The organism is Aeromonas sp. QDB14, assembly GCF_027707845.1.
Lineage (GTDB): Bacteria > Pseudomonadota > Gammaproteobacteria > Enterobacterales > Aeromonadaceae > Aeromonas > Aeromonas caviae.
This window is the reverse complement of record NZ_JAPCJD010000006.1, coordinates 32,760-53,072: the sequence shown is the minus strand read 5'-3', so window position 1 is coordinate 53,072 and position 20,313 is coordinate 32,760. Positions and strand designations below refer to the sequence as shown.

Genomic DNA, 20,313 nt, shown 5'->3' with positions numbered 1-20,313 from the left:
TGCGGACACCACCGGGGCGGCGCCCTCCCTTCGCCTTCATTGTGCACCCATCTGGCCCGCCGGAGGAGACTTGTCATCAAAGGGCCTTATAATGGCGGCACAAAAACCATAACCGATTGAAGAGACGAACAGAGGGATGCCCTGTCCCCGCTCTTGCGCCCTACAAGGAGAATTCATGAAGAAAAACGTCATCTGTGACATTGACGGCGTCATCCTGCACAACAACGATCTCATTCCCGGCGCCGACCGCTTCGTCCACCGCCTGCTGGAGCAGGGCAGCAAGCTCCTGTTTCTCACCAACTACCCGGCCCAGACCCAGAAAGATCTGCAAAACCGCTTCCGCTCCGCCGGAATAGAGGTGCCCGAGGAGTGCTTCTACACCTCCGCCATGGGCACCGCCGACTTTCTCAAGCGCCAGGATGGCAAGAAGGCCTATGTGATTGGCGAAGGGGCCCTGACCCACGAGCTCTACAAGGCCGGCTTCACCATCACCGACATCGACCCGGACTTCGTGGTGGTGGGGGAGACCCGCAACTACAACTGGACCATGATGCAGCAGGGCGCCAAGTTCGTGGATCAGGGGGCCCGCTTCATCGCCACCAACCCCGATACCCACGGCCCCCTGATGTACCCGGCCTGCGGCGCCCTGTGTGCCCCCATCGAGCGGATGACCGGCAAGAAGCCCTTCTATGTCGGCAAGCCGAGCGCCTGGATCATTCGCGCGGCCCTCAACCGGATGGAGGCTCACTCCGACGACACCATCATCATCGGCGACAACCTGCGCACCGACATCCTGGCTGGCTTCCAGGCCGGTCTCGAGACGGTGCTGGTGCTCTCCGGGGTGAGCAAGGTGGCGGACATCGACCGCATGCCGTTTCGACCGAACCACATCTTCGACTCCGTGGTGGACATCGACATCGTCTGATCCCGGGTGCCGCCCTTCCGGTAGCCTTCAGCCTGCACGGGCCCCCTTGGCAAAGGGGGCCCGTTTCGTTTAACGTAAGCGCAACATCGTTAAACAAACTAAACGGGAGCAGGATGCTCCTTCGCCACTCAAGGACGCACCATGAAGAGCCTGAACGACTGGATCCTGCTGGACAAGCACACTGTCTCCCCCACCCCGCTGATGCCAGCCCCCGAGCGCATCAGGGCCGGAACGCCGAGCCAGACGGCATGGAACCACTACTCCGACCCGAGCCAGCAGTTTCACGTGGGCTTCTGGGCTTGCGAGCCGGGCTGCTGGGCCGTTCACTATACCGAACACGAATACTGCCAGATGCTGGAAGGGGAGGCGGTGATCCACGACGAGCAGGGCGGCCGGCTGCACCTCAAACCAGGGGATCAGTTCGTCATTCCCGTCGGTTTTGTCGGGCAGTGGGAAACCCTCACCCCTTGCCGCAAGCTCTATGTGATCTTCGAACCCGCCGCGACTTGACGCGCACGTCAACCCTGACCCTCTCTCTTCAGGCGGCCGGACGGCCGCCATCCCCTGCGCAACTTGACGCTTACGGCATGATTTTCTGCGGTTTTCCCGCTTGCAAAAGGGTTTTCCGCTAGGCATTGTGATTGGCGAGGAATGTAAATGGAATTTCGAGCCCAAACGTGGGGGGCTCATATAAAAATCAAGAGGATTACCGCCAATGTGTTCTATTTTCGGCATTCTGGACATCAAGACCGACGCCACTGCCCTGCGCAAATCGGCCCTGGAGATGTCCAAGCGACTGCGTCACCGCGGGCCTGACTGGTCCGGCGTCTACAGCTCCGACAAGGCCATCCTGGTGCACGAGCGTCTGGCCATCGTCGATCCGGACAACGGCGCACAGCCTCTCTACAACCCCGAGCGCACGCACGTATTGGCCGTCAACGGCGAGATCTACAACCACAAGGAGCTGGAGAAGAACCTCAAGGTCGACTTCCAGTTCCAGACCCACTCCGACTGTGAAGTGCTGCTGGCCCTCTACAAGGAGAAAGGCCCGGCGTTCCTGGACGATCTGAACGGCATCTTCGCCTTCATCCTCTATGACGCCGAGCAGGATGCCTACCTGATTGGTCGCGACCACATGGGGATCATCCCCCTCTATACCGGCCGCGACGAACACGGCAACTTCTACGTCGCCTCCGAGATGAAGGCCCTGGTGCCGGTGTGCAAGAGCGTCGAGACCTTCCCGCCGGGACACTACCTGTGGAGCAAGGATGGCGAGCTTAAAACTTGGTACAAACGGGACTGGATGGAATACGCGCCGGTCGAGCACAACGTCAGCGACAAGGCCGAGCTCAAAGCGGCCCTGGAAGCGGCGGTCAAGCGCCAGCTGATGTGCGACGTGCCCTATGGCGTGCTGCTCTCCGGTGGTCTGGATTCGTCCGTCATCTCCGCCATCACCAAGCTCTATGCCGCCCGCCGGGTGGAAGACGATGGCAAGAGCGAAGCCTGGTGGCCCCAGCTGCACTCCTTCGCCGTCGGCCTGGAAGGGTCGCCGGATCTCGCCGCCGCCCGCAAGGTGGCCGATCACCTCGGCACTATCCACCACCAGATCCACTTCACCGTGCAGGAAGGGCTGGATGCCCTTCGGGACGTCATCTATCACCTCGAAACCTATGACGTCACCACCATCCGCGCCTCCACGCCCATGTATCTGATGGCCCGCTACATCAAGGCGATGGGGATCAAGATGGTGCTGTCGGGAGAGGGCTCCGACGAGCTGTTCGGCGGCTACCTCTACTTCCACAAGGCCCCCAACGCCCGTGAGTTCCACGAGGAGAACGTGCGCAAGCTCGCCTCCCTGCACCTCTATGACTGCCTGCGGGCCAACAAGTCCATGGCCGCCTGGGGCGTGGAAGGCCGCGTGCCCTTCCTCGACAAGGAGTTCATGGACGTGGCGATGCGCCTCAATCCCGCCGACAAGATGTGCGGCAAGGGCAAGATCGAGAAACACATCCTGCGGGAAGCCTTCGAGGATCTGCTGCCCCACGAAGTGGCGTGGCGCCAGAAGGAGCAGTTCTCAGACGGCGTAGGCTACTCCTGGATTGACAGCCTGAAAGCCATGGTCGAGGAAGAGGTGACGGATCAGATGTTCGAGGCCGCGGCCTTCCGCTTCCCCGTCAACACCCCGCTCACCAAGGAGGCGTACTACTACCGCGCCATCTTCGACGAGCACTTCCCGCTGGAGTCCGCCGCCCGCACCGTACCCTACGGCAAGTCGGTCGCCTGCTCCACTCCCACCGCGCTCGAATGGGATGCCAAGTTCAAGGAGATGGCCGACCCGTCCGGTCGCGCCGTGATGGACGTCCACCAGCAGGGTTACTGATCGCCCCTGACCTGAATACAAAGCCCCTCTCGAGGGGCTTTGTTGTTTTCTGCCATTCCATTGCCGCTTTTTGCCTTCCCCTTCCCTGTTTGCGGCTTGGCGCAGGAAACGCCTCGTGTCACATTGTCTGCGCCTGGAAGCAAAGATAACGACACAAGGAAGAGACCATGAAACGACTGTTACTGCCCCTGATACTGGGCACCCTCCTTTTCAATGGCGCCGCCTGCGCGGGCGACCACCTCTGGAGTCAGAGCCTGCCCGATTACAGCCAGGGTTATGACGAGACGCGGGATCCGGCCCGCGATCTCGCCGCCGCTACCGCCAAGGCCAGTGCCGAGGGCAAGAAAGTCCTGTTGCTGGTGGGGGGCGAATGGTGCAGCTGGTGCCAGGAGATGAACCGCTTTCTAGACCGGGAACCCGATCTCGCCGGCCAGCTCAACCGCACCTTCGTGGTGGTCAAGGTGAACGTCAGCAAACAGCACAAGAACGAGTCCTTCCTCAAGGGTTATCCCGAGTATCTGGGGGTGCCCCACTTCTATGTGCTGGATGCCAAGGGCAAGCTGCTCGAGTCCTTCAACACCGGGCTGCTGGAGAAGGGGAAGAGTTACGACGGGGAGAAACTCGGCAAATTTATCGCCTATTTCCAGCCCAGGACCACCCACGGCTGACTCGCCAGTCAATAAAACAGGGCCCCGCACGGTCAGTGACAGTGCAGGGCCCTGATGGCTACGCAAACAGGGAAGTGGCATGTCTGCGACAAACAGGCCATCCATCACCCCGGACAAGGACGAAAAAGATGTTGCGAATACTGGGCAAGGCGTCGTCAATCAATGTGCGCAAGGTACTGTGGACCTGTGCCGAGCTGACCCTCCCGTTCGAGCTGGAGGAGTGGGGATCCGGCTTAAAACCCACGGACACCCCGGCGTTTCTGGCGCTCAACCCCAATGCCATGGTGCCCGTCATTCAGGATGAGGATTTTACGCTGTGGGAGTCGAACACCATCATCCGCTACCTGGCGACGCGCCATGGTGCCAATGCACTCTATCCCGCCGAGGCGAGAGCCAGGGCCAGGGTCGATCAATGGATTGACTGGCAGGCATCGGACTTGAACACCGCCTGGCGCTACGCCTTCCTGTCGCTGGTGAGGCGCTCTCCCCAGCATCAAGAACATCAGGCCCTTCACGCAGCTTGCCTGCAGTGGTCTCACTGCATGGAGATCCTGGAGAGACAGCTTCAAACAACCGGAGGATATGTGGCCGGTCCGCACTTCTCGCTGGCAGATATTCCCATCGGGTTGTCAGTCAACCGCTGGCTGGAGACGCCCTATGATCGCCCGTCGCTACCCGCCGTGGACGACTACTATCAGCGACTGAAAGAGCGGCCGGGGTTTCGACGCTATGGGGCCAATGGCACGCCCTGAGGCGAGCAAGATAACCCGGGCAAGGAAAGAGACGGCAGACCGGGCCAACGCGCTGGCCCGGTCTGCACAGCTTCAGGGCTGGGCATCCGGCTGATTGGCGGGGGCGGCCTTGATAAAGGCCTGCAACTGCTCGCAGTTGGCGACGATGCGCGCAATGGTGGGGTAGTCATCCAGGGTCATGTCAAAGCGGCGGGCATTGTAGACCTGGGGCACCAGCATGCAGTCCGCCAGGGTGACCTCGTTGCCCACGCAATAGATGCCGGCGGTGGTCATGAGAAGCTGCTCCAGCGCGGTGAAGGTCTCGTCTATCCAGTGGCGATACCAGGCATCCCGCGCCATCTTGCTCTGCCCCAGCTCCTGCTCCAGGTAGTGCAGCACGCGCAGGTTGTTGAGGGGGTGGGTGTCACAGGCGATCATGTTGACGATCTGGCGCACCCGGGCACGTTCGATGGGGGCGGAGGGCATCAGGGGGTAGGCGGGATAGGTCTCGTCGAGGTACTCCATGATGGCCACCGACTGACCCAGATGCACGTCATCGTCCACGAGAAACGGCACCAGCCCCTGGGGATTGACCCGGCGGTAGGCCTTCTCCTTCTGCTCACCCTGCCGCAAGTTGACCGGGTGCTGCTCATAATCGAGCCCCTTGAGTTGCAGTACCAAACGCACGCGAAAGCTGGCCGATGAGCGCCAATATCCAAACAACTGCAGCATAGTGTGTCCCTGTGGTGGCAGGTGTCTGCCACCTGCCGTGTCGCCCGCCCCTCCAGGGGTCGGGCTCTCCTAGCTCGCCCGCTCGGCCGTTGCTTGCGTGACCCGCTGCAAAATGGTGCCAAACAGACTCATCCCGTTGCGATCCTGCATCGCGATGGACACTGTATCACCAAAGCGCAGAAAGGGTGTAGTGGCTTGACCTGACTCGATAATTTCCAGCATCCGCCGCTCGGCAAGGCAGGAGGATCCCCGGCTTCTGTCGTAGTTGGAGACGGTGCCCGAGCCGATGATGCAGCCCGCCCCGAGCGGCCTTGTCTTGGCGGCATGGGCAATCAGCTCATGGAAGGTGAAGGTCATGTCCACCCCGGCGTCGGGCTGCCCGAACAGGGCGCCGTTGAGGTGGGTCACCAGGGGCAGGTGGACCTTGCCATCGCGCCAGTCATCCCCCAGCTCGTCCGGGGTGATGGCCACCGGCGAGAAGCTGCTGGAGGGCTTGGACTGGAAGAAGCCAAAGCCCTTGGCAAGCTCCCCGGGAATGAGGTTGCGCAGGCTCACGTCGTTGACCAGCATCAAGAGCTTGATGTGGCTCGCCGCCCCCTGCGAACGGGTGCCCATGGGCACGTCGTCGGTGATGACGGCCACTTCAGACTCAAAATCGATGCCCCACTCCTCGGAGCCCATCACGATAGGGCCACGGGGCGGCAGGAAGCTGTCAGAGCCTCCCTGATACATCAGGGGATCGTGCCAGAAGCTTTCTGGCATGTCGGCGCCGCGGGCCTTGCGCACCAGCTCCACGTGATTGACGTAGGCACTGCCGTCAATCCACTGGTAGGCGCGGGGCAGCGGGGAGAGGCACGCCTCCTCATCGAAGGGGAAGGCGTCGGGGCAGGCGCCCTCGTTGAGTCGCTGATAAACCTTCGCCAATTGCGGCGCCACTTCGCCCCACTGGTCGAGGGCCGACTGCAGGGTCGGGGCAATGGTCGTCACGTGGACGGCGCGCGCCAGATCGCGGCTCACCACCACCAGGGCGCCGTCGCGCTTGCCATTGTTCAGGGTTGCCAGTTTCATATCGAATTCCTTATTTGCCGAGCGTCTCTGGACGCTGCCAGCTGGTGACATAACCGGGGTGTTCGACCCCTTCGCAGATCGGGCCGACGGCCAGGGCATCACGGGTGTCGAGCATCACCGCCACCTCGTCGGTGAAGGTCTTGGCATGAGCCAGTCCCGCCGCAAAGGCCTTGGGATGGGGACCATGGGTGAAGCCGGCAGGGTGGAAGGTGACCATGCCCCGCTTGATGTTGTCCCGGCTGAAGAAGTCCCCGGCGTGGTAGAAGAGCACTTCGTCGAAGTCGTCGTTGCTGTGGTAGAAGGGCACCCGCAGGGCGCCTGGGTCACTCTCGATGGGACGCGGCACGAAGGTGCAGACCACGAACCTGCTCGCCACGAAGGTGGAGTGAGCCGAGGGAGGCAGGTGGTAGCGGTGGCTCATCAGCGGGCGGATATCCCGCCAGTTGAGGCGCACCACGCACAAGTCCCCGTGCCACCCTTGTGCATCCAGCGGGTTGAACGGCCAGGTGACGACCGAGACCTGATCGTGGCGCTTGATCTGCAGCGACCAGGGGTTTTCATCCTGCTGGGCCAGGAAGCGCTCGTTGATGGCGGGCACGTCCAGGGCCGCCGGATCGAAGATGGCGTGATTGCCCACCAGTCCCTTGTCCGGCAGCTGATAACTGTCTTCCGTCGCCTCTATCATCAGGATGAAGAGGGGCGCGGTGGGCTCGATGCGCCACATGGTGCCACGGGGGATCACCACATAGTCGCCATCTCTCAAGATGAGGTGTCCGTAGTCGCAGTAGAACTCGCCGCTCCCCTCGTGAATGAACAGGAGCTCGTCGCCATCGGCGTTTCGCACCAGAAACGGCATGGGCTCATGCAGGCGCCAGATGCGGTAGCGGCAGTGGGGGTTGCTGAGAATATCCGGCATCACCCAGGGGGAGAGGGAGCTCACCTCCTCCTGCTGATCGTTCAAGTCAAACGCCCGTGGCCGAAGCGGCCCTTCCCAGTTGACCCAGTCGGTGGGAGCATGCTTGTGGTGCATGTGGGTGGCCGGACCGAAGAAGCCCGAGCGCCCCAGCTCGCGCTCATAGATGGCCTGCTCCGGCAGATCGGCATGGGCCTGGCGGGAGTGGGTTCCCTCCCGATGGGGGAAGCTTATCCAGTTACGCATCGCTCGGTTCTCCGTTTTTCTGGCCCTGCGCGGCACTGTTCACCTCCCCTTGCGTGGATCCGTCCAGCACGCCACGGCGGATCTGATCCAGCTCGATGGATTCGAACAATGCCTGGAAGTTGCCCTCACCAAAGCCCTCGTTGCCCTTGCGCTGGATGATCTCGAAGAACACGGGACCGATGACGGTATCGGTGAAGATCTGCAGCAGGATGCCGTCCTTCGTCGGCGAGCCGTCGATGAGGATGCGCAGCGCCTTCAGCGCGGCCAGATCCTCCTGATGACCCGCGACCCGGCTGTCCACCTTCTCGTAGTAGGTGTCCGGCGTCGGCATGAAGCCGGTTCCCCGCCCTCTGAGCGTGCGGATGGTGTGATAGATGTCGGCAGAGGCGAGCGCGATGTGCTGGATCCCCTCCCCCTTGTACTGGCGCAGGTACTCCTCTATCTGGGACTTGTCGTCCGCCGACTCGTTGATGGGGATGCGAATTTTGCCGCAAGGGGCCGTCATGGCGCGCGAGTGCAGTCCGGTCAGCTTGCCCTCGATGTCGAAGTAGCGGATTTCCCGGAAGTTGCCGATCCGCTCGTAGAAATTCGACCAGAGGTTCATGTTGCCGCGATGGACGTTGTGGGTCAGGTGGTCGATCTCATAGAGCCCCGCGTCCACCTCGGCCATGCGGGCCTGCCAGTCGGGGTAGAAGATAAAGTCCACGTCATAGATTGAGCCCCGCTCACCATAGCGATCGACAAAGGAGAGGGTACTCTCGCCGATGCCGTAGATAGCGGGGATGTTGAGTTCCATGGGGCCGATTTTGCCCACAAACGGCTTGGCCCCCTGGCCAATGGCGTACTGCTGGGCACGGCCGGCATCGCTCACCCGAAACGCCATGCCGCACACGCTCGGACCATGGGCCCGGGCAAACTCCTCCGCCTGGGAGTGGGGCTCGGCATTGACCACGAAGTTGATGTCCCCCTGGCGATAGAGCCAGCACTGCTTGTGCCTGTGCTTGGCCACTTCGGCAAAGCCCAGTGAGACGAACAACGCCTTGAGGGCCGCAATGCCCTTGAGATCCGGCGCCGTGTACTCGACGAACTCAAACCCGTCGGTGCCAAGGGGGTTGATGGTGTGAGTACGGGAAGAGGGGGTGGTCATGATGCGCTCCTTGCGATGAACTGATAACGAAACGGTTCACGCCGCAAGGGCTCGACAGGCAGCCCGCACGGCATTGTTAACAACTTGTTTCATTAGAGTGGCGAGCGCAGGGAATGAGAAGGGGCGGCGTTCAGATAGTTTGGCGGGGATCCGCGCCAAAAAATGTAAATGAAATGTGACATAACAGCCCCAACCTTGCACTGCGCTCGTTAGCGTCCCGCAAGGCTGTCAGCTTTGCCTTACAGCGACCAATAACGGGGTTCGATATGGGGCAGCACCGCCCTCGCCTTTAGCAATCGAGTTCTTTGCGGGTTGATGAGCCAGGCCTGCTCCCCCAACGCCAGCAGGGGCAGATCGTGCAAGCTGTCACTCAGGGTGAGTGCGGCCTCCAGGGTCAGGAGCTCGGGCAGCAGCTTGTGCCTGCCATGGCAATAGAAGCGCGGCACCAGGCCGCCGAAACGGTAACCCATCCGCGAGCCGATGATGCGGTGAGGGAGCCTTGGCAGTTGACGATGGAGCTGGGCACGGACCAGGGCGCGGGGACTGGCGGAGATGACCCAGCAGTGGTGCCCCTCCCCCGTCAGGAGGGCTCGCGCCTCCCGATACAGACCGGGCCGGGTCAGGCTGTACTGCCGTACCAGGGCGCGCCAGGCCAGGGGGGATAGCCCGAGGGTGATGGCCCACCAGATGAGTGCAATGCCGCGACTGCGCTGACCTGGCAGCAGATAGATCACGGCACCGAACGCCATCAGTGGCCACAGCAGCAGCGGCCAGATACGGCGGCGCAAGATGAAACGCAGCAACCCCGCATGGCTGTCATCCGGCGCCAGGGTGTCATCGAAGTCGGCCAGGATCCAGCCACGGGCTGGGACTCTCGCGGTTGCAGCGCTCATTCGGTGATCTCTGCGATGGCGGCATGCAACTCGGGCAGGAGGAACAGCGCCCCCTCATCGGGCGGACAAACGAGATCGAAGCTCTCACCTGCCAGGGTGAAGGCGAGGCGCCAGGCGTGCAGATAACCGCGATCCGCCGCCGTGCCGCCGTAACGCTCATCTCCGAGGATGGGGGCTCCCACGCTCTTCAAGGCCACCCGGATCTGGTGGGTCTTGCCGGTCCGGGGCTTGATGCGATAAAGGCGCAGCCCCTCGCGCACCGAAACGGAGTCGAACCAGCTGATGGCCGGGTTATCCTGGGTGCGGCTCAGCATCCAGCTGCCGCCTCGCCCTTTCTCCATGTCACCCTTCACCCAGCCCTGCTTCTTCTTCGGCTTGCGATCGGAGAGTGCCAGATACTGCTTGCTCACTTCCCGCGCCGCGAAAGCCATGCTGAGGGCGCGATTCGCTTCGGCGGTGCGGGCCAGCAGCACCAGCCCAGAGGTCATCTTGTCCAGTCGATGGACCGGATAGAGGTCAAGACCGGTATCCATTCTGACCCGATTGACGAGACCCGGCTCGCCGGCATCATCGTGCATGCCAATGCCCGGACGCTTGTTGATCACCATGAAATCTTTGTGCTGCAATTGTATCCGGTACATGTATAACCCTTTAGAATGTTACTTGTTAAGAACTTGAATGCAGGCCTGCAGGCCATCTTCATGGACCCTCAGCACAAGAATCGCGCGAATGAAAAAATGCCTGTTTTGGCTGTTGTTGCCTGGCATCACTTGCTTCTCACCCCTCCAGGCCAGTGAACGGACACGTGATCTGCCGGAGAAGGTGGTATTGCAGTTGCGCTGGCTGCATCAGCCCCAGTTTGTGGGCTATCACATGGCCAAGGCCAAGGGGTATTACGCCGACGCAGGTCTGGATGTCGAGATAAGGCCAGGTGGCAAGGGAATAAGTCCGGTTCAGGAGGTGCTGGCCGGACGCGCCGACTTTGGCGTCGGCAACACCGAGGTGCTGACCCACTACGCCCAGGGCAAGCCGCTGCTGGCACTGGCCAGCGTCTACCAGCACTCTCCCTCCATCTTCCTGGCACGCCGCGACAGCAGCATTCTCACCGTTGCGGACATGCGTGGCAAACGGATCATGATGTTTCCGGGTCATCAGGATGCCGAACTGCTGGCCACCCTCTACTATCAGGGGCTTCACGAGCGCCAGCTCATCCCGGTACCCACTTCGGTCAACATCGACGATCTGATCGCCGGCCGGATAGACATCTTCAACGCCTATCTGAGCAATGAGCCCTTCTATCTGGAAGAGCGCGGCATCTCGGTGTCCGTCATCAACCCTCGCAACTACGGCATCGATTTCTACAGCGACATTCTCTTCACCACCCAGGCACAGGAGCGGCTCAATCCGGAGCGGGTGGCACGTTTTCGTGCAGCCAGCCTCAAGGGATGGCGCTATGCCCTCACCCACCCCGAGGAAGCCATCGCCCTGCTGCGCACGGAGTATGGCATCAACCGCAGTCAGGCCCACATGGAATACGAGTTGCAGATGAGCAAGGAGATGATCCAGCCGCTCTATGTGGAGATCGGGTATATGAATCCGGATCGCTTCGCTCACATCATGCAGCAGCTGGTCGAGATAGGCCTCCTTGCCAAACCGGTCTCCCTGACCCGTTTTCTCTATCAGGTTCCCTCAGAACAGTGGAGCTTCTGGCGTCCATGGTTCCTGCTGAGCCTGGGTGTTGGTGGTCTCATCCTGCTGCTCTCCCTCTATCTTCTGATGAGCAACAAGCGGCTCAACCAGGAAGTGGCCCTGCGCAAGCAGCGAGAGCAGGAGATACTGCAACTGGCCCGCCTCGATCCCCTTACCGGGCTGCCCAATCGCCTGAGCCTGATGGAGCAGTTGAAACACCAGGTGCAAAGCGACAATCCTGGCTGCCTGCTGTTTTGCGATCTCAATGACTTCAAGCGCATCAACGACAACTTCGGTCACAGCCAGGGGGATGCCATCCTCTGCCAGCTGGCCCGACGGATCCACGGCGCCATCGGCCACCAGTGCTATTTTGCCCGCTTGGCGGGGGATGAGTTCATCCTGCTGCTGCCGGGCTACGATATCCGTCAGGCAGAGGAGGTCACCGCCGTGATCCGCCAGGCCATGCAGGCCCCCTTCGTGGTCAATGACCAGCCGATGCAGGTGGGCATCAGCATCGGCGTCAGCCACTACCAGCATGACTGGAGCCCGGAGCAGTGGCTCATCCAGGCCGACAGGGCCATGTATTGTGACAAAGGTGGCCGCGTCATCACGCTGGCGGAGCAGTCCGGCTGACTGGCTCATCTCCCGGCACACACAGCCGATACCCCCATGAAACCAATAAACAGGAAGGCCACCCCAGGGGTGGCCTTCCTGCATTGCATGAGTCTGACCGCTCTTACCCGAAGGTCTGCCCCAGGGATTTGAGCTGGCGAGCCTTGGTGAGCAGGATGTCGCTCGAGGCGTCCATGTCCTGCATCTTGTTGCTGTTGGTGTGGGAGTGCTGGGAGATGGCGTTGACGTTGCGGCTGATGTCCTCCACCACCGCCTGCTGCTCCTCTGCCGCCGTCGAGATCTGGGCCGAGAGGTCCACCACCCGTTCTATTTCCGCCAGCACCTGATGCAGGCTCTCTGATCCCTGGCGGGTCAGGGTCACGCAGGATTGGGTCTGTTGCAGGTTCTGCTGCATCATGCCCTTCCAGCCGTTCAGGGTACGCTGGATCTGGCCTATGCTGCTCTGGATCTGCTCGGTCGCCTTGTGGGTGCGCGTGGAGAGGGTTCGCACCTCGTCCGCCACCACCGCAAAGCCTCGCCCCTGCTCCCCTGCCCGCGCCGCCTCGATGGCGGCGTTGAGCGCCAGCAGATTGGTCTGATCCGCAATGCCCTGGATCTCGCTCATCAGCACACCGATGCGGTCCGACTCCTCCGCCAGTGCCACGGCGGCCGTGAAGGCATGCTCTGCCTGGGTGGCCAGCTCCGTCACCCTGTGCTGGGTATCTTCCAGCTGTTGATCGGTATTTTGGCAGTGCGCCTTGGCCTGGGCTATCTGGTTATCCGTCTCAAGGATATTGCGGGCAATCTCGTGGGCTGTCGCCGCCATCTCGGTGATGGCCGTCGCCACCTGCTGGGTCTGGACATCCTGTTCGGCGATGTCGGCGCTTGCCTCGCTGGAGGCTGTTTTCAGATGCACCGCGAGATCCTGCAGGGAGAGGGTCGCATCGTCCACTCGTCCAAGGACGGTGCGGATCCTGGCCTGCAACAGCTTGATGTGGAAGTCTGCAATGGCACTGGCATCCTCCCCCGAATAGATGAGCCGGGTCAGGCTGTCATATTCGTCCGCGAGCTGTCGCAGATAACGGGGGGTAGTGATGAGGGTGTCACGATAGATCAGGGCCAGCCACAAGAGAGGCAACAGGGTGAACAACGGCCCCCAGGGCCCCATCAGATAGCCCCCCCCCCGCCAGCATCAGCAAGACACCGACGATGGCCAGCCCGTGGCGCATCGGGCGCAGGCTCAATCCGCCCTTTCGCTCCCCCCGCTCCACGCTCTTCAATCTGGCATAGGTGCGCCCGGCCACGGCTTTCATCTCCGGCGCGGCGCGACTGCGGACCGACTGGTAGCCATTGATCCGCCCCTGCTCGAAGATAGGGGTGACATAGGCATCCACCCAATAGTAACGCCCATCCTTGCAGCGGTTTTTCACCATGCCGCGCCAGGGTTTGCCCTGCTTGAGCTTGCCCCAGAGGTCAGCAAAGGCAGCCTTGGGCATGTCCGGGTGGCGAACCATGTTGTGGTGCTGGCCGATGAGCTCGGCCCGGCTGTACCCCGCTACCCGGCAGAAGTGATCATTGGCGTAGGTGATCACACCCTGCAGGTCCGTAGTGGAGACCAGCTGTTCATTGGCAGGAAAATCCACCTCTTCGTCGATGAGATGAACCTGGCTTTTCTTCATGGCGCACACCCCTTGTTTGATCACCCACTGAGCGTAGCCAAACGCCTACGGGCAAGCAACGCAGAGACCCAGTCGGGGAGGATGGCTGAGACACAATTTGCATCCTGTTTGACGCCGCGCAAGATTTTGACCCCAAAAGCCCCGATTTGGCCAAAAACACTCGGCATTTTCCCAGGTTCACCGCTCTCCCACACGATGCATCACACCAAAAAATGGTTCCAACGAGTCTGTGGTGCTGGCGTTGCCAGGGGTCCGTCAGGGGAGAGCACACTTGATACGACCTTGGACCTAAGCATAATTGACGTTAACGTAAACGTAGTGTGAGATAATACCGTTCACCCTACACATCCAGCAGACACGCACCCCATGAAAGGAGTCACCATGTCCAACCTCTCCCCCTCGGCCGGCAAGCGTTTTCGCACGGCCCTGGCCAACGAAAAGCCCCTGCAGATTGTCGGCACCATCAATGCCTACATGGCGCTGATGGCAGAGCGCAGCGGCTTCCAGGCCCTCTATCTCTCCGGCGCCGGGGTAGCGAACGCCTCCTATGGCCTGCCGGACCTCGGCATGACTTCCATGAATGACGTGCTCATCGATGCCGAACGCATCACGGCTGCCACCCAGGTGCCACTCCTGGTGGACATCGACACCGGCTGGGGGGGCGCCTTCAACATCGCCCGCACCATCCGCGCCTTCGAGCGTGGCGGTGTGGCCGCCGTCCACATGGAAGATCAGGTGGCCCAGAAGCGCTGCGGTCACAGGCCGAACAAGGCGGTGGTCAGCGTCACCGAGATGGTGGACAGGATCAAGGCCGCGGTGGATGCCCGCCAGGACGAACATTTCGTCATCATGGCCCGCACCGACGCCCTGGCGGTGGAAGGACTGGGCTCGGCCCTGGAGCGGGTCGCCGCCTATGTGGAGGCCGGTGCCGACATGATCTTCGCCGAGGCGGTCACCGAGCTGGAACAGTACGATCGCTTCAAGCAGGCGGCCGGAGTGCCCATCCTCGCCAACATGACCGAGTTCGGCAAGACCGAGCTGTTTGACAAGGAGGCGCTCGCCTTGCATGGCGTCGACATGGTGCTCTACCCCCTGAGCGCCGCCCGCGCCGCCAACCAGGCCGCCCTCAACGTCTATCAGACGCTTCGCCGTGACGGCCACCAGCGCGCCGTGGTCGACACCATGCAGACCCGGGAGTCCCTCTACGATTTTCTCGGTTACCACCACTACGAGCAGACCCTGGACAGGCTGTTCACCCAGGATCTGTCGACCAAGGAATAAGACGGCGACCGGCCGCCTTATGCTGGCGGCTGGCGCATCAACGGACTGAATGAGGAAACATGTGATGAGCGCCCTGCCCGAAACCACCGGCTTCAAGCCGAAGAAATCCGTCGCCCTCTCCGGCAGCGCCGCCGGCAACACCGCCCTGTGCACCGTCGGCCTCTCCGGCAACGACCTGCACTACCGTGGCTACGACATCCTGGACGTGGCCACCAGCTGCGAGTTTGAAGAGATAGCCCACCTGCTGGTGCACGGCCATCTGCCCAATGTGGCGGAGCTCGCCGCCTACAAGGCCAAGCTCAAGGCCCTGCGCGGCCTGCCCACCGGGGTCAGGACCGCCCTGGAGCAGTTGCCTCCCTCTGCCCACCCCATGGACGTGATGCGCACCGCCGTCTCCGTGCTGGGGTGCCTGTCACCGGAGAAGGACGATCACAACCACCCGGGCGCCCGGGACATCGCCGACAAGCTGATGGCCTGTCTCGGATCCGTGTTGCTCTACTGGTACCACTTCAGCCACAACGGCAAACGCATCCACGTGGAGACCGACGACGATTCCATCGGCGGCCACTTCCTGCACCTGCTGCACGGGCACAAGCCACGCGACTCCTGGGTGCGCGCCATGCACACCTCCCTCATCCTCTACGCCGAGCATGAGTTCAACGCCTCCACCTTCACCGGCCGCGTCATTGCCGGCACCGGCTCGGACATGTACTCCTGCATCACGGGAGCCATCGGTGCCCTGCGCGGGCCCAAGCACGGGGGCGCCAACGAGGTGGCCTTCGAGATCCAGAAGCGCTACGAGAATCCGGACGAGGCGGAGGCCGACATTCGCGCCCGGGTCGAGAAAAAAGAGGTGGTCATCGGCTTCGGCCACCCGGTCTACACCGTCTCCGATCCGCGCAACAAGGTGATCAAGGAGGTGGCGCGCGCCCTCAGCCAGGAGCAGCACAACACCAAGATGTTCGATATCGCCGAGCGGCTGGAATCCACCATGTGGGAAGTCAAGAAGATGTTCCCGAACCTCGACTGGTTCAGTGCCGTCAGCTACCACATGATGGGGGTGCCCACCGCCATGTTCACCCCGCTGTTCGTCATCGCCCGCACCTCCGGCTGGTCGGCCCATGTCATCGAGCAGCGCATCGACGGCAAGATAATCCGCCCGAGCGCCAACTACGTCGGCCCGGAGGATCTCAGGTTCGTGCCGCTCAAGGAGCGCAAGTGATGATCAACACGCAATATCGCAAGCCCCTGCCCGGCACACAGCTTGACTACTTCGACGCCCGGGAGGCGGTCAACGCCATCGCCCCCGGCGCCTGGGACAGGCTCTCCTACACCGCCCGCGTGCACGCCGAGAAGAATCAGGAGCGCAAGTGATGATCAACACGCAATATCGCAAGCCCCTGCCCGGCACGGCGCTCGACTACTTCGATGCCAGGGAGGCGGTCAACGCCATCGCTCCCGGCGCCTGGGACAGGCTCTCCTACACCGCCCGCGTCCACGCCGAGAATCTGGTTCGCAAATGCGATCCGGCAATCCTCGGCGAGTGCCTCGGCCAGATAGTGCACAACAAGCGCGATCGCGACTTCCCCTGGTTCCCGGCGCGGGTGGTGTGTCACGACATCCTGGGTCAGACCGCCCTGGTGGACCTCGCGGGCCTTCGCGACGCCATCGCCGAGCAGGGGGGCGATCCCGCCCAGGTGAACCCGGTCGTGCCGGTGCAGCTCATCGTCGACCATTCCCTCGCCGTGGAGTGCGGCGGCTTTGACCCGCAAGCGTTCGAGAAGAACCGCGCCATCGAGGATCGCCGCAACGAGGATCGCTTCCACTTCATCGACTGGACCAAGCAGGCGTTCAAGAACATCGAGGTGATCCCGCCCGGCAACGGCATCATGCACCAGATCAACCTGGAGAAGATGTCCCCTGTCATCCACGCGGACCGCGGTATTGCCTACCCGGACACCTGCGTCGGTACCGACAGCCACACCCCCCACGTGGATGCCCTCGGCGTCATCGCGGTGGGGGTGGGCGGGCTGGAAGCGGAGAACGTGATGCTGGGGCGCGCCTCCTGGATGCGGCTGCCTTCGATCGTCGGCGTGGAGCTCTCCGGCAAGCCGCAGCCCGGCATCACCGCCACGGACCTGGTGCTGTCGCTCACCGAATTCCTGCGCCAGCAGAAGGTAGTCGGCGCCTACCTGGAGTTTCGTGGCGAGGGCGCCGCCGCCCTCACCCTCGGCGATCGGGCCACCATCTCCAACATGGCGCCGGAGTATGGTGCTACCGCGGCCATGTTCTTCATCGACCAGCAGACCCTCGACTACCTCAAGCTCACCGGCCGTGACGACGAGCAGGTCAGGCTGGTGGAAACCTATGCCAGGGAGGCCGGTCTCTGGGCCGATGCCCTGGCGGGCGCCCAGTACGAGCGGGTGCTGCACTTTGACTTGTCGAGCGTGGTGCGCACCCTGGCCGGCCCCTCCAACCCCCACCGTCGCCTGCCGGTATCGGCATTGGCCGAGCGCGGAATCGCGGTGGACCTGGACAAGGCTCGTGCCCAGGAGGCTGACGGCCTCTTGCCCGATGGCGCCGTCATCATCGCCGCCATCACCAGTTGCACCAACACCAGCAACCCGCGCAACGTGATTGCCGCAGGCCTCCTGGCCCGCAACGCCAACCGGCTCGGCCTGATGCGCAAGCCCTGGGTCAAATCCTCCCTCGCCCCCGGCTCCAAGACGGTCGCGCTTTACCTGAAAGAGGCGGGGCTGATGGATGAGCTGGCACAGCTCGGCTTCGGCGTCGTGGCGTTTGCCTGCACCACCTGCAACGGCATGTCCGGTGCCCTGGATCCCGCCATCCAGCAGGAGATCATCGAGCGGGACCTCTACGCCACGGCGGTGCTGTCGGGCAATCGCAACTTCGACGGCCGCATCCACCCCTATGCCAAGCAGGCGTTTCTCGCCTCGCCCCCCCTGGTGGTGGCCTACGCCATCGCGGGCACCATCCGCTTCGACATCGAGAAAGATGTGCTGGGGGTAGTGGACGGTCAGGAGATTCGCCTCAAGGATATCTGGCCGTCTGATGAAGAGATCGACGCCGTGGTCAAGGCGTCGGTCAAGCCGTCCCAGTTCCGCCAGGTCTATATCCCCATGTTCACCCAGGAAGAGGATCAGGGTCCCAAGGTGACGCCCCTGTACGACTGGCGTGCGCAAAGCACCTATATCCGTCGCCCGCCCTACTGGGAGGGGGCACTGGCGGGCGAGCGCACCCTGCGCGGCATGCGGCCCCTGGCGCTGTTGCCGGACAACATCACCACAGACCACCTCTCCCCTTCCAACGCCATCCTGCCCGGCAGCGCGGCGGGGGAATACCTGGCGAAGATGGGCCTGCCGGAGGAGGACTTCAACTCCTACGCCACCCACCGCGGCGATCATCTGACCGCCCAGCGCGCCACCTTCGCCAACCCCCAGCTGGTCAACGAGATGGCGGTGGTGAACGGCGTGGTGCAGAAGGGGTCCCTCGCCCGCGTCGAGCCAGACGGCAAAGTGATGCGGATGTGGGAAGCCATCGAGACCTACATGGCACGCAAGCAGCCCCTCATCATCGTGGCCGGTGCCGACTACGGTCAGGGCTCGTCCCGGGACTGGGCGGCCAAGGGGGTGCGCCTTGCCGGGGTGGAGGTGATCGCGGCAGAGGGCTTCGAGCGCATTCACCGCACCAACCTCATCGGCATGGGGGTGCTGCCGCTGGAGTTCAAGCCGGGCACCACCCGCCTCACGCTGGGTCTCGATGGTACCGAGACCTACGACGTGGTGGGGGAGCGCCAGCCGCACACCGATCTCACCCTGGTGATCCGCCGTCGCAGCGGCGAAGTGATCCAGGTGCCCATGACCTGCCGCCTCGACACCGCCGAGGAGGTCTCGGTCTATGAGGCGGGCGGCGTGCTGCAACGCTTCGCCCAGGATTTCCTGGCGTCGGCTGCGCAAAAGGCCGCAAGCTAAATCGCAACCCCGCTCCGCCCCTTTGAAAAAGGGGAAGGCATAAGGCACCCTCTCCCTTTGGGAGAGGGTTGGGGTGAGGGGAAACCCCCCTCATCCGCCCTTCGGGCACCTTCTCCCAGAGGGAGCAGGATCCATGACTCTTTTCAGGACACTCTCTATGGCCCACATACCACAAGTCAGAATTCCGGCCACCTACCTTCGCGGCGGCACCAGCAAGGGGGTCTTCTTTCGCTTATCTGACCTGCCCGAGCGCTGCCAGCAGCCGGGCCCGGCACGGGATGCCTTCTTCCTGCGGGTCATCGGCAGCCCCGATCCCTACGGCGCCCACATGGACGGCATGGGGGGGGCCACCTCCTCCACAGCCAAGTGCGTGATCCTCTCCAAAAGCCAGCAACCCGATCACGATGTGGACTACCTCTACGGCCAGGTCGCCATCGACAAGGCATTCGTGGACTGGAGCGGCAACTGCGGCAACCTCTCCACCGGCGCCGGGGCCTTCGCCATCCACGCCGGCCTGGTGGACCCGTCCCGCATCCCGGAGAGCGGCACCTGTGAGGTGCGCATCTGGCAGGCCAATATCGGCAAGACCATCCTCGCCCACGTGCCGGTGACGAACGGCCAGGTGCAGGAGACAGGCGATTTCGAGCTGGACGGGGTGACCTTCCCCGCCGCCGAGATCGTGCTGGAGTTTCTCGACCCATCCGACGAGGGTGAAGACGGCGGCGCCCTCTTCCCCACCGGCAATCTGATAGACGAGCTGGAGGTGCCGGATTCTGTTGTAAAGAGCGGCACCTTGAAGGCCACCCTGATCAGCGCCGGCATCCCCACGGTGTTCGTCAACGCCGAGGACATCGGTTATGAGGGCACCGAGCTGCGCGAGCAGATAAACACGGACCCCGAGGCCTTGGCCCGCTTCGAGGCGATCCGGGTTGCCGGTGCCCTGCGCATGGGGCTCATCAAGCGCCCCGAAGAGGCGGCCACCCGCCAGCACACCCCGAAAATTGCCTTCGTCGCACCCGCCAAGGATTACCGCACCGCCAGCGGCAAGGAGATTATTGCTGGCGAGATCGATCTGCTGGTGCGGGCCCTCTCCATGGGCAAGCTGCACCACGCCATGATGGGCACCTGCGCCGTGGCCATCGGCACGGCGGCGGCCATTCCCGGCACCCTCGTCAATCTGGCCGCCGGGGGCGGCGAGCGCGAAGCGGTGCGCGTTGGTCACCCCTCCGGCACCCTGAGAGTCGGAGCCCAGGCAGAGCAGGTCGCGGGACAGTGGACGGTCACCAAAGCGTTGATGTCCCGCTCCGCCCGCATCCTGATGGAAGGCTGGGTGCGGGTCCCTGGAGATGCCTTCTAG

Annotated in this window: 17 protein-coding genes and 1 pseudogene; 11 read left to right on the top strand and 7 right to left on the bottom strand. The window is 62.8% G+C overall.

Translation table 11 applies throughout. The annotated features are described in order from the left end of the window. Window positions 1-175 precede the first annotated feature (175 nt). From PG887_RS03360 to PG887_RS03340, 5 genes are all read left to right on the top strand, one after another. Window positions 176-925 (top strand): HAD-IIA family hydrolase, encoded by a 750-nt coding sequence (locus tag PG887_RS03360; RefSeq protein ID WP_010675115.1) that lies wholly within the window; start codon window positions 176-178, stop codon window positions 923-925. A gap of 141 nt (window positions 926-1,066) precedes the next feature. Further along, window positions 1,067-1,435, top strand: coding sequence for a cupin domain-containing protein (locus tag PG887_RS03355; RefSeq protein WP_270821174.1), 369 nt, complete (start codon window positions 1,067-1,069; stop codon window positions 1,433-1,435). Window positions 1,436-1,640: 205 nt separating this feature from the next. Beyond that, on the top strand, window positions 1,641-3,305 hold the full coding sequence (gene asnB / locus PG887_RS03350; protein WP_270821173.1) for an asparagine synthase B: 1,665 nt from the start codon (window positions 1,641-1,643) through the stop codon (window positions 3,303-3,305). A gap of 167 nt (window positions 3,306-3,472) precedes the next feature. After that, window positions 3,473-3,973 carry a thioredoxin family protein gene (locus PG887_RS03345; protein WP_270821172.1) on the top strand — a complete coding sequence of 167 codons (501 nt, stop codon included), beginning with the start codon at window positions 3,473-3,475 and terminating at the stop codon, window positions 3,971-3,973. Window positions 3,974-4,101: 128 nt separating this feature from the next. Further along, window positions 4,102-4,725: a glutathione S-transferase family protein gene (locus PG887_RS03340; RefSeq protein ID WP_270821171.1), complete on the top strand. Its 624-nt coding sequence runs from the start codon at window positions 4,102-4,104 to the stop codon at window positions 4,723-4,725. 72 nt (window positions 4,726-4,797) lie between these two features. On the opposite strand, the gene maiA is transcribed toward PG887_RS03340, so the two are convergent. From maiA to PG887_RS03310, 6 genes are all read right to left on the bottom strand, one after another. Beyond that, complete coding sequence (gene maiA, locus PG887_RS03335) at window positions 4,798-5,436, bottom strand: maleylacetoacetate isomerase (RefSeq protein WP_010675120.1); 639 nt, start codon at window positions 5,434-5,436, stop codon at window positions 4,798-4,800. Window positions 5,437-5,505: 69 nt separating this feature from the next. After that, window positions 5,506-6,504, bottom strand: a complete 999-nt coding sequence (locus PG887_RS03330) for a fumarylacetoacetate hydrolase family protein (RefSeq protein WP_043155130.1) — start codon at window positions 6,502-6,504, stop codon at window positions 5,506-5,508. 10 nt (window positions 6,505-6,514) lie between these two features. After that, the gene (locus PG887_RS03325) at window positions 6,515-7,663 is read right to left on the bottom strand and encodes a homogentisate 1,2-dioxygenase (RefSeq protein WP_270821170.1); all 1,149 of its coding nucleotides are present in this window, start codon (window positions 7,661-7,663) and stop codon (window positions 6,515-6,517) included. After that, a complete protein-coding gene (gene hppD, locus PG887_RS03320) occupies window positions 7,656-8,810 on the bottom strand; it encodes a 4-hydroxyphenylpyruvate dioxygenase (protein ID WP_010675123.1) in 1,155 nt (384 codons plus the stop codon). Before hppD ends, PG887_RS03325 begins: the two co-directional genes overlap by 8 nt. A gap of 239 nt (window positions 8,811-9,049) precedes the next feature. Further along, on the bottom strand, window positions 9,050-9,703 hold the full coding sequence (locus tag PG887_RS03315; RefSeq protein ID WP_069785203.1) for an HAD family hydrolase: 654 nt from the start codon (window positions 9,701-9,703) through the stop codon (window positions 9,050-9,052). Then, a complete protein-coding gene (locus PG887_RS03310; protein ID WP_029314720.1) occupies window positions 9,700-10,344 on the bottom strand; it encodes a TIGR01621 family pseudouridine synthase in 645 nt (214 codons plus the stop codon). The genes PG887_RS03315 and PG887_RS03310 overlap by 4 nt, the downstream gene beginning before the upstream one ends. An 88-nt stretch (window positions 10,345-10,432) precedes the next feature. On the opposite strand from PG887_RS03310, the gene PG887_RS03305 reads away from it, so the two are divergent. Further along, window positions 10,433-12,025, top strand: a complete 1,593-nt coding sequence (locus tag PG887_RS03305; protein ID WP_270821169.1) for a GGDEF domain-containing protein — start codon at window positions 10,433-10,435, stop codon at window positions 12,023-12,025. Window positions 12,026-12,128: 103 nt separating this feature from the next. Here PG887_RS03305 and PG887_RS03300 read toward each other — a convergent pair. Continuing rightward, window positions 12,129-13,683 (bottom strand): annotated as a pseudogene (locus PG887_RS03300) (methyl-accepting chemotaxis protein). 381 nt (window positions 13,684-14,064) lie between these two features. Between PG887_RS03300 and prpB the strand changes: the two are divergent. The 5 genes from prpB to prpF all read left to right on the top strand — a co-directional run bounded on the left by prpB (window position 14,065) and on the right by prpF (window position 20,313). Continuing rightward, window positions 14,065-14,964: a methylisocitrate lyase gene (prpB, locus tag PG887_RS03290; RefSeq protein ID WP_124813463.1), complete on the top strand. Its 900-nt coding sequence runs from the start codon at window positions 14,065-14,067 to the stop codon at window positions 14,962-14,964. A gap of 64 nt (window positions 14,965-15,028) precedes the next feature. Next, complete coding sequence (gene prpC, locus PG887_RS03285) at window positions 15,029-16,186, top strand: bifunctional 2-methylcitrate synthase/citrate synthase (protein ID WP_124813462.1); 1,158 nt, start codon at window positions 15,029-15,031, stop codon at window positions 16,184-16,186. Beyond that, window positions 16,186-16,338, top strand: coding sequence for a hypothetical protein (locus PG887_RS03280; protein WP_185702500.1), 153 nt, complete (start codon window positions 16,186-16,188; stop codon window positions 16,336-16,338). Before prpC ends, PG887_RS03280 begins: the two co-directional genes overlap by 1 nt. Then, complete coding sequence (acnD, locus tag PG887_RS03275) at window positions 16,338-18,956, top strand: Fe/S-dependent 2-methylisocitrate dehydratase AcnD (protein ID WP_185702499.1); 2,619 nt, start codon at window positions 16,338-16,340, stop codon at window positions 18,954-18,956. Before PG887_RS03280 ends, acnD begins: the two co-directional genes overlap by 1 nt. A 157-nt stretch (window positions 18,957-19,113) precedes the next feature. Beyond that, window positions 19,114-20,313, top strand: coding sequence for a 2-methylaconitate cis-trans isomerase PrpF (gene prpF / locus PG887_RS03270; RefSeq protein WP_124813461.1), 1,200 nt, complete (start codon window positions 19,114-19,116; stop codon window positions 20,311-20,313).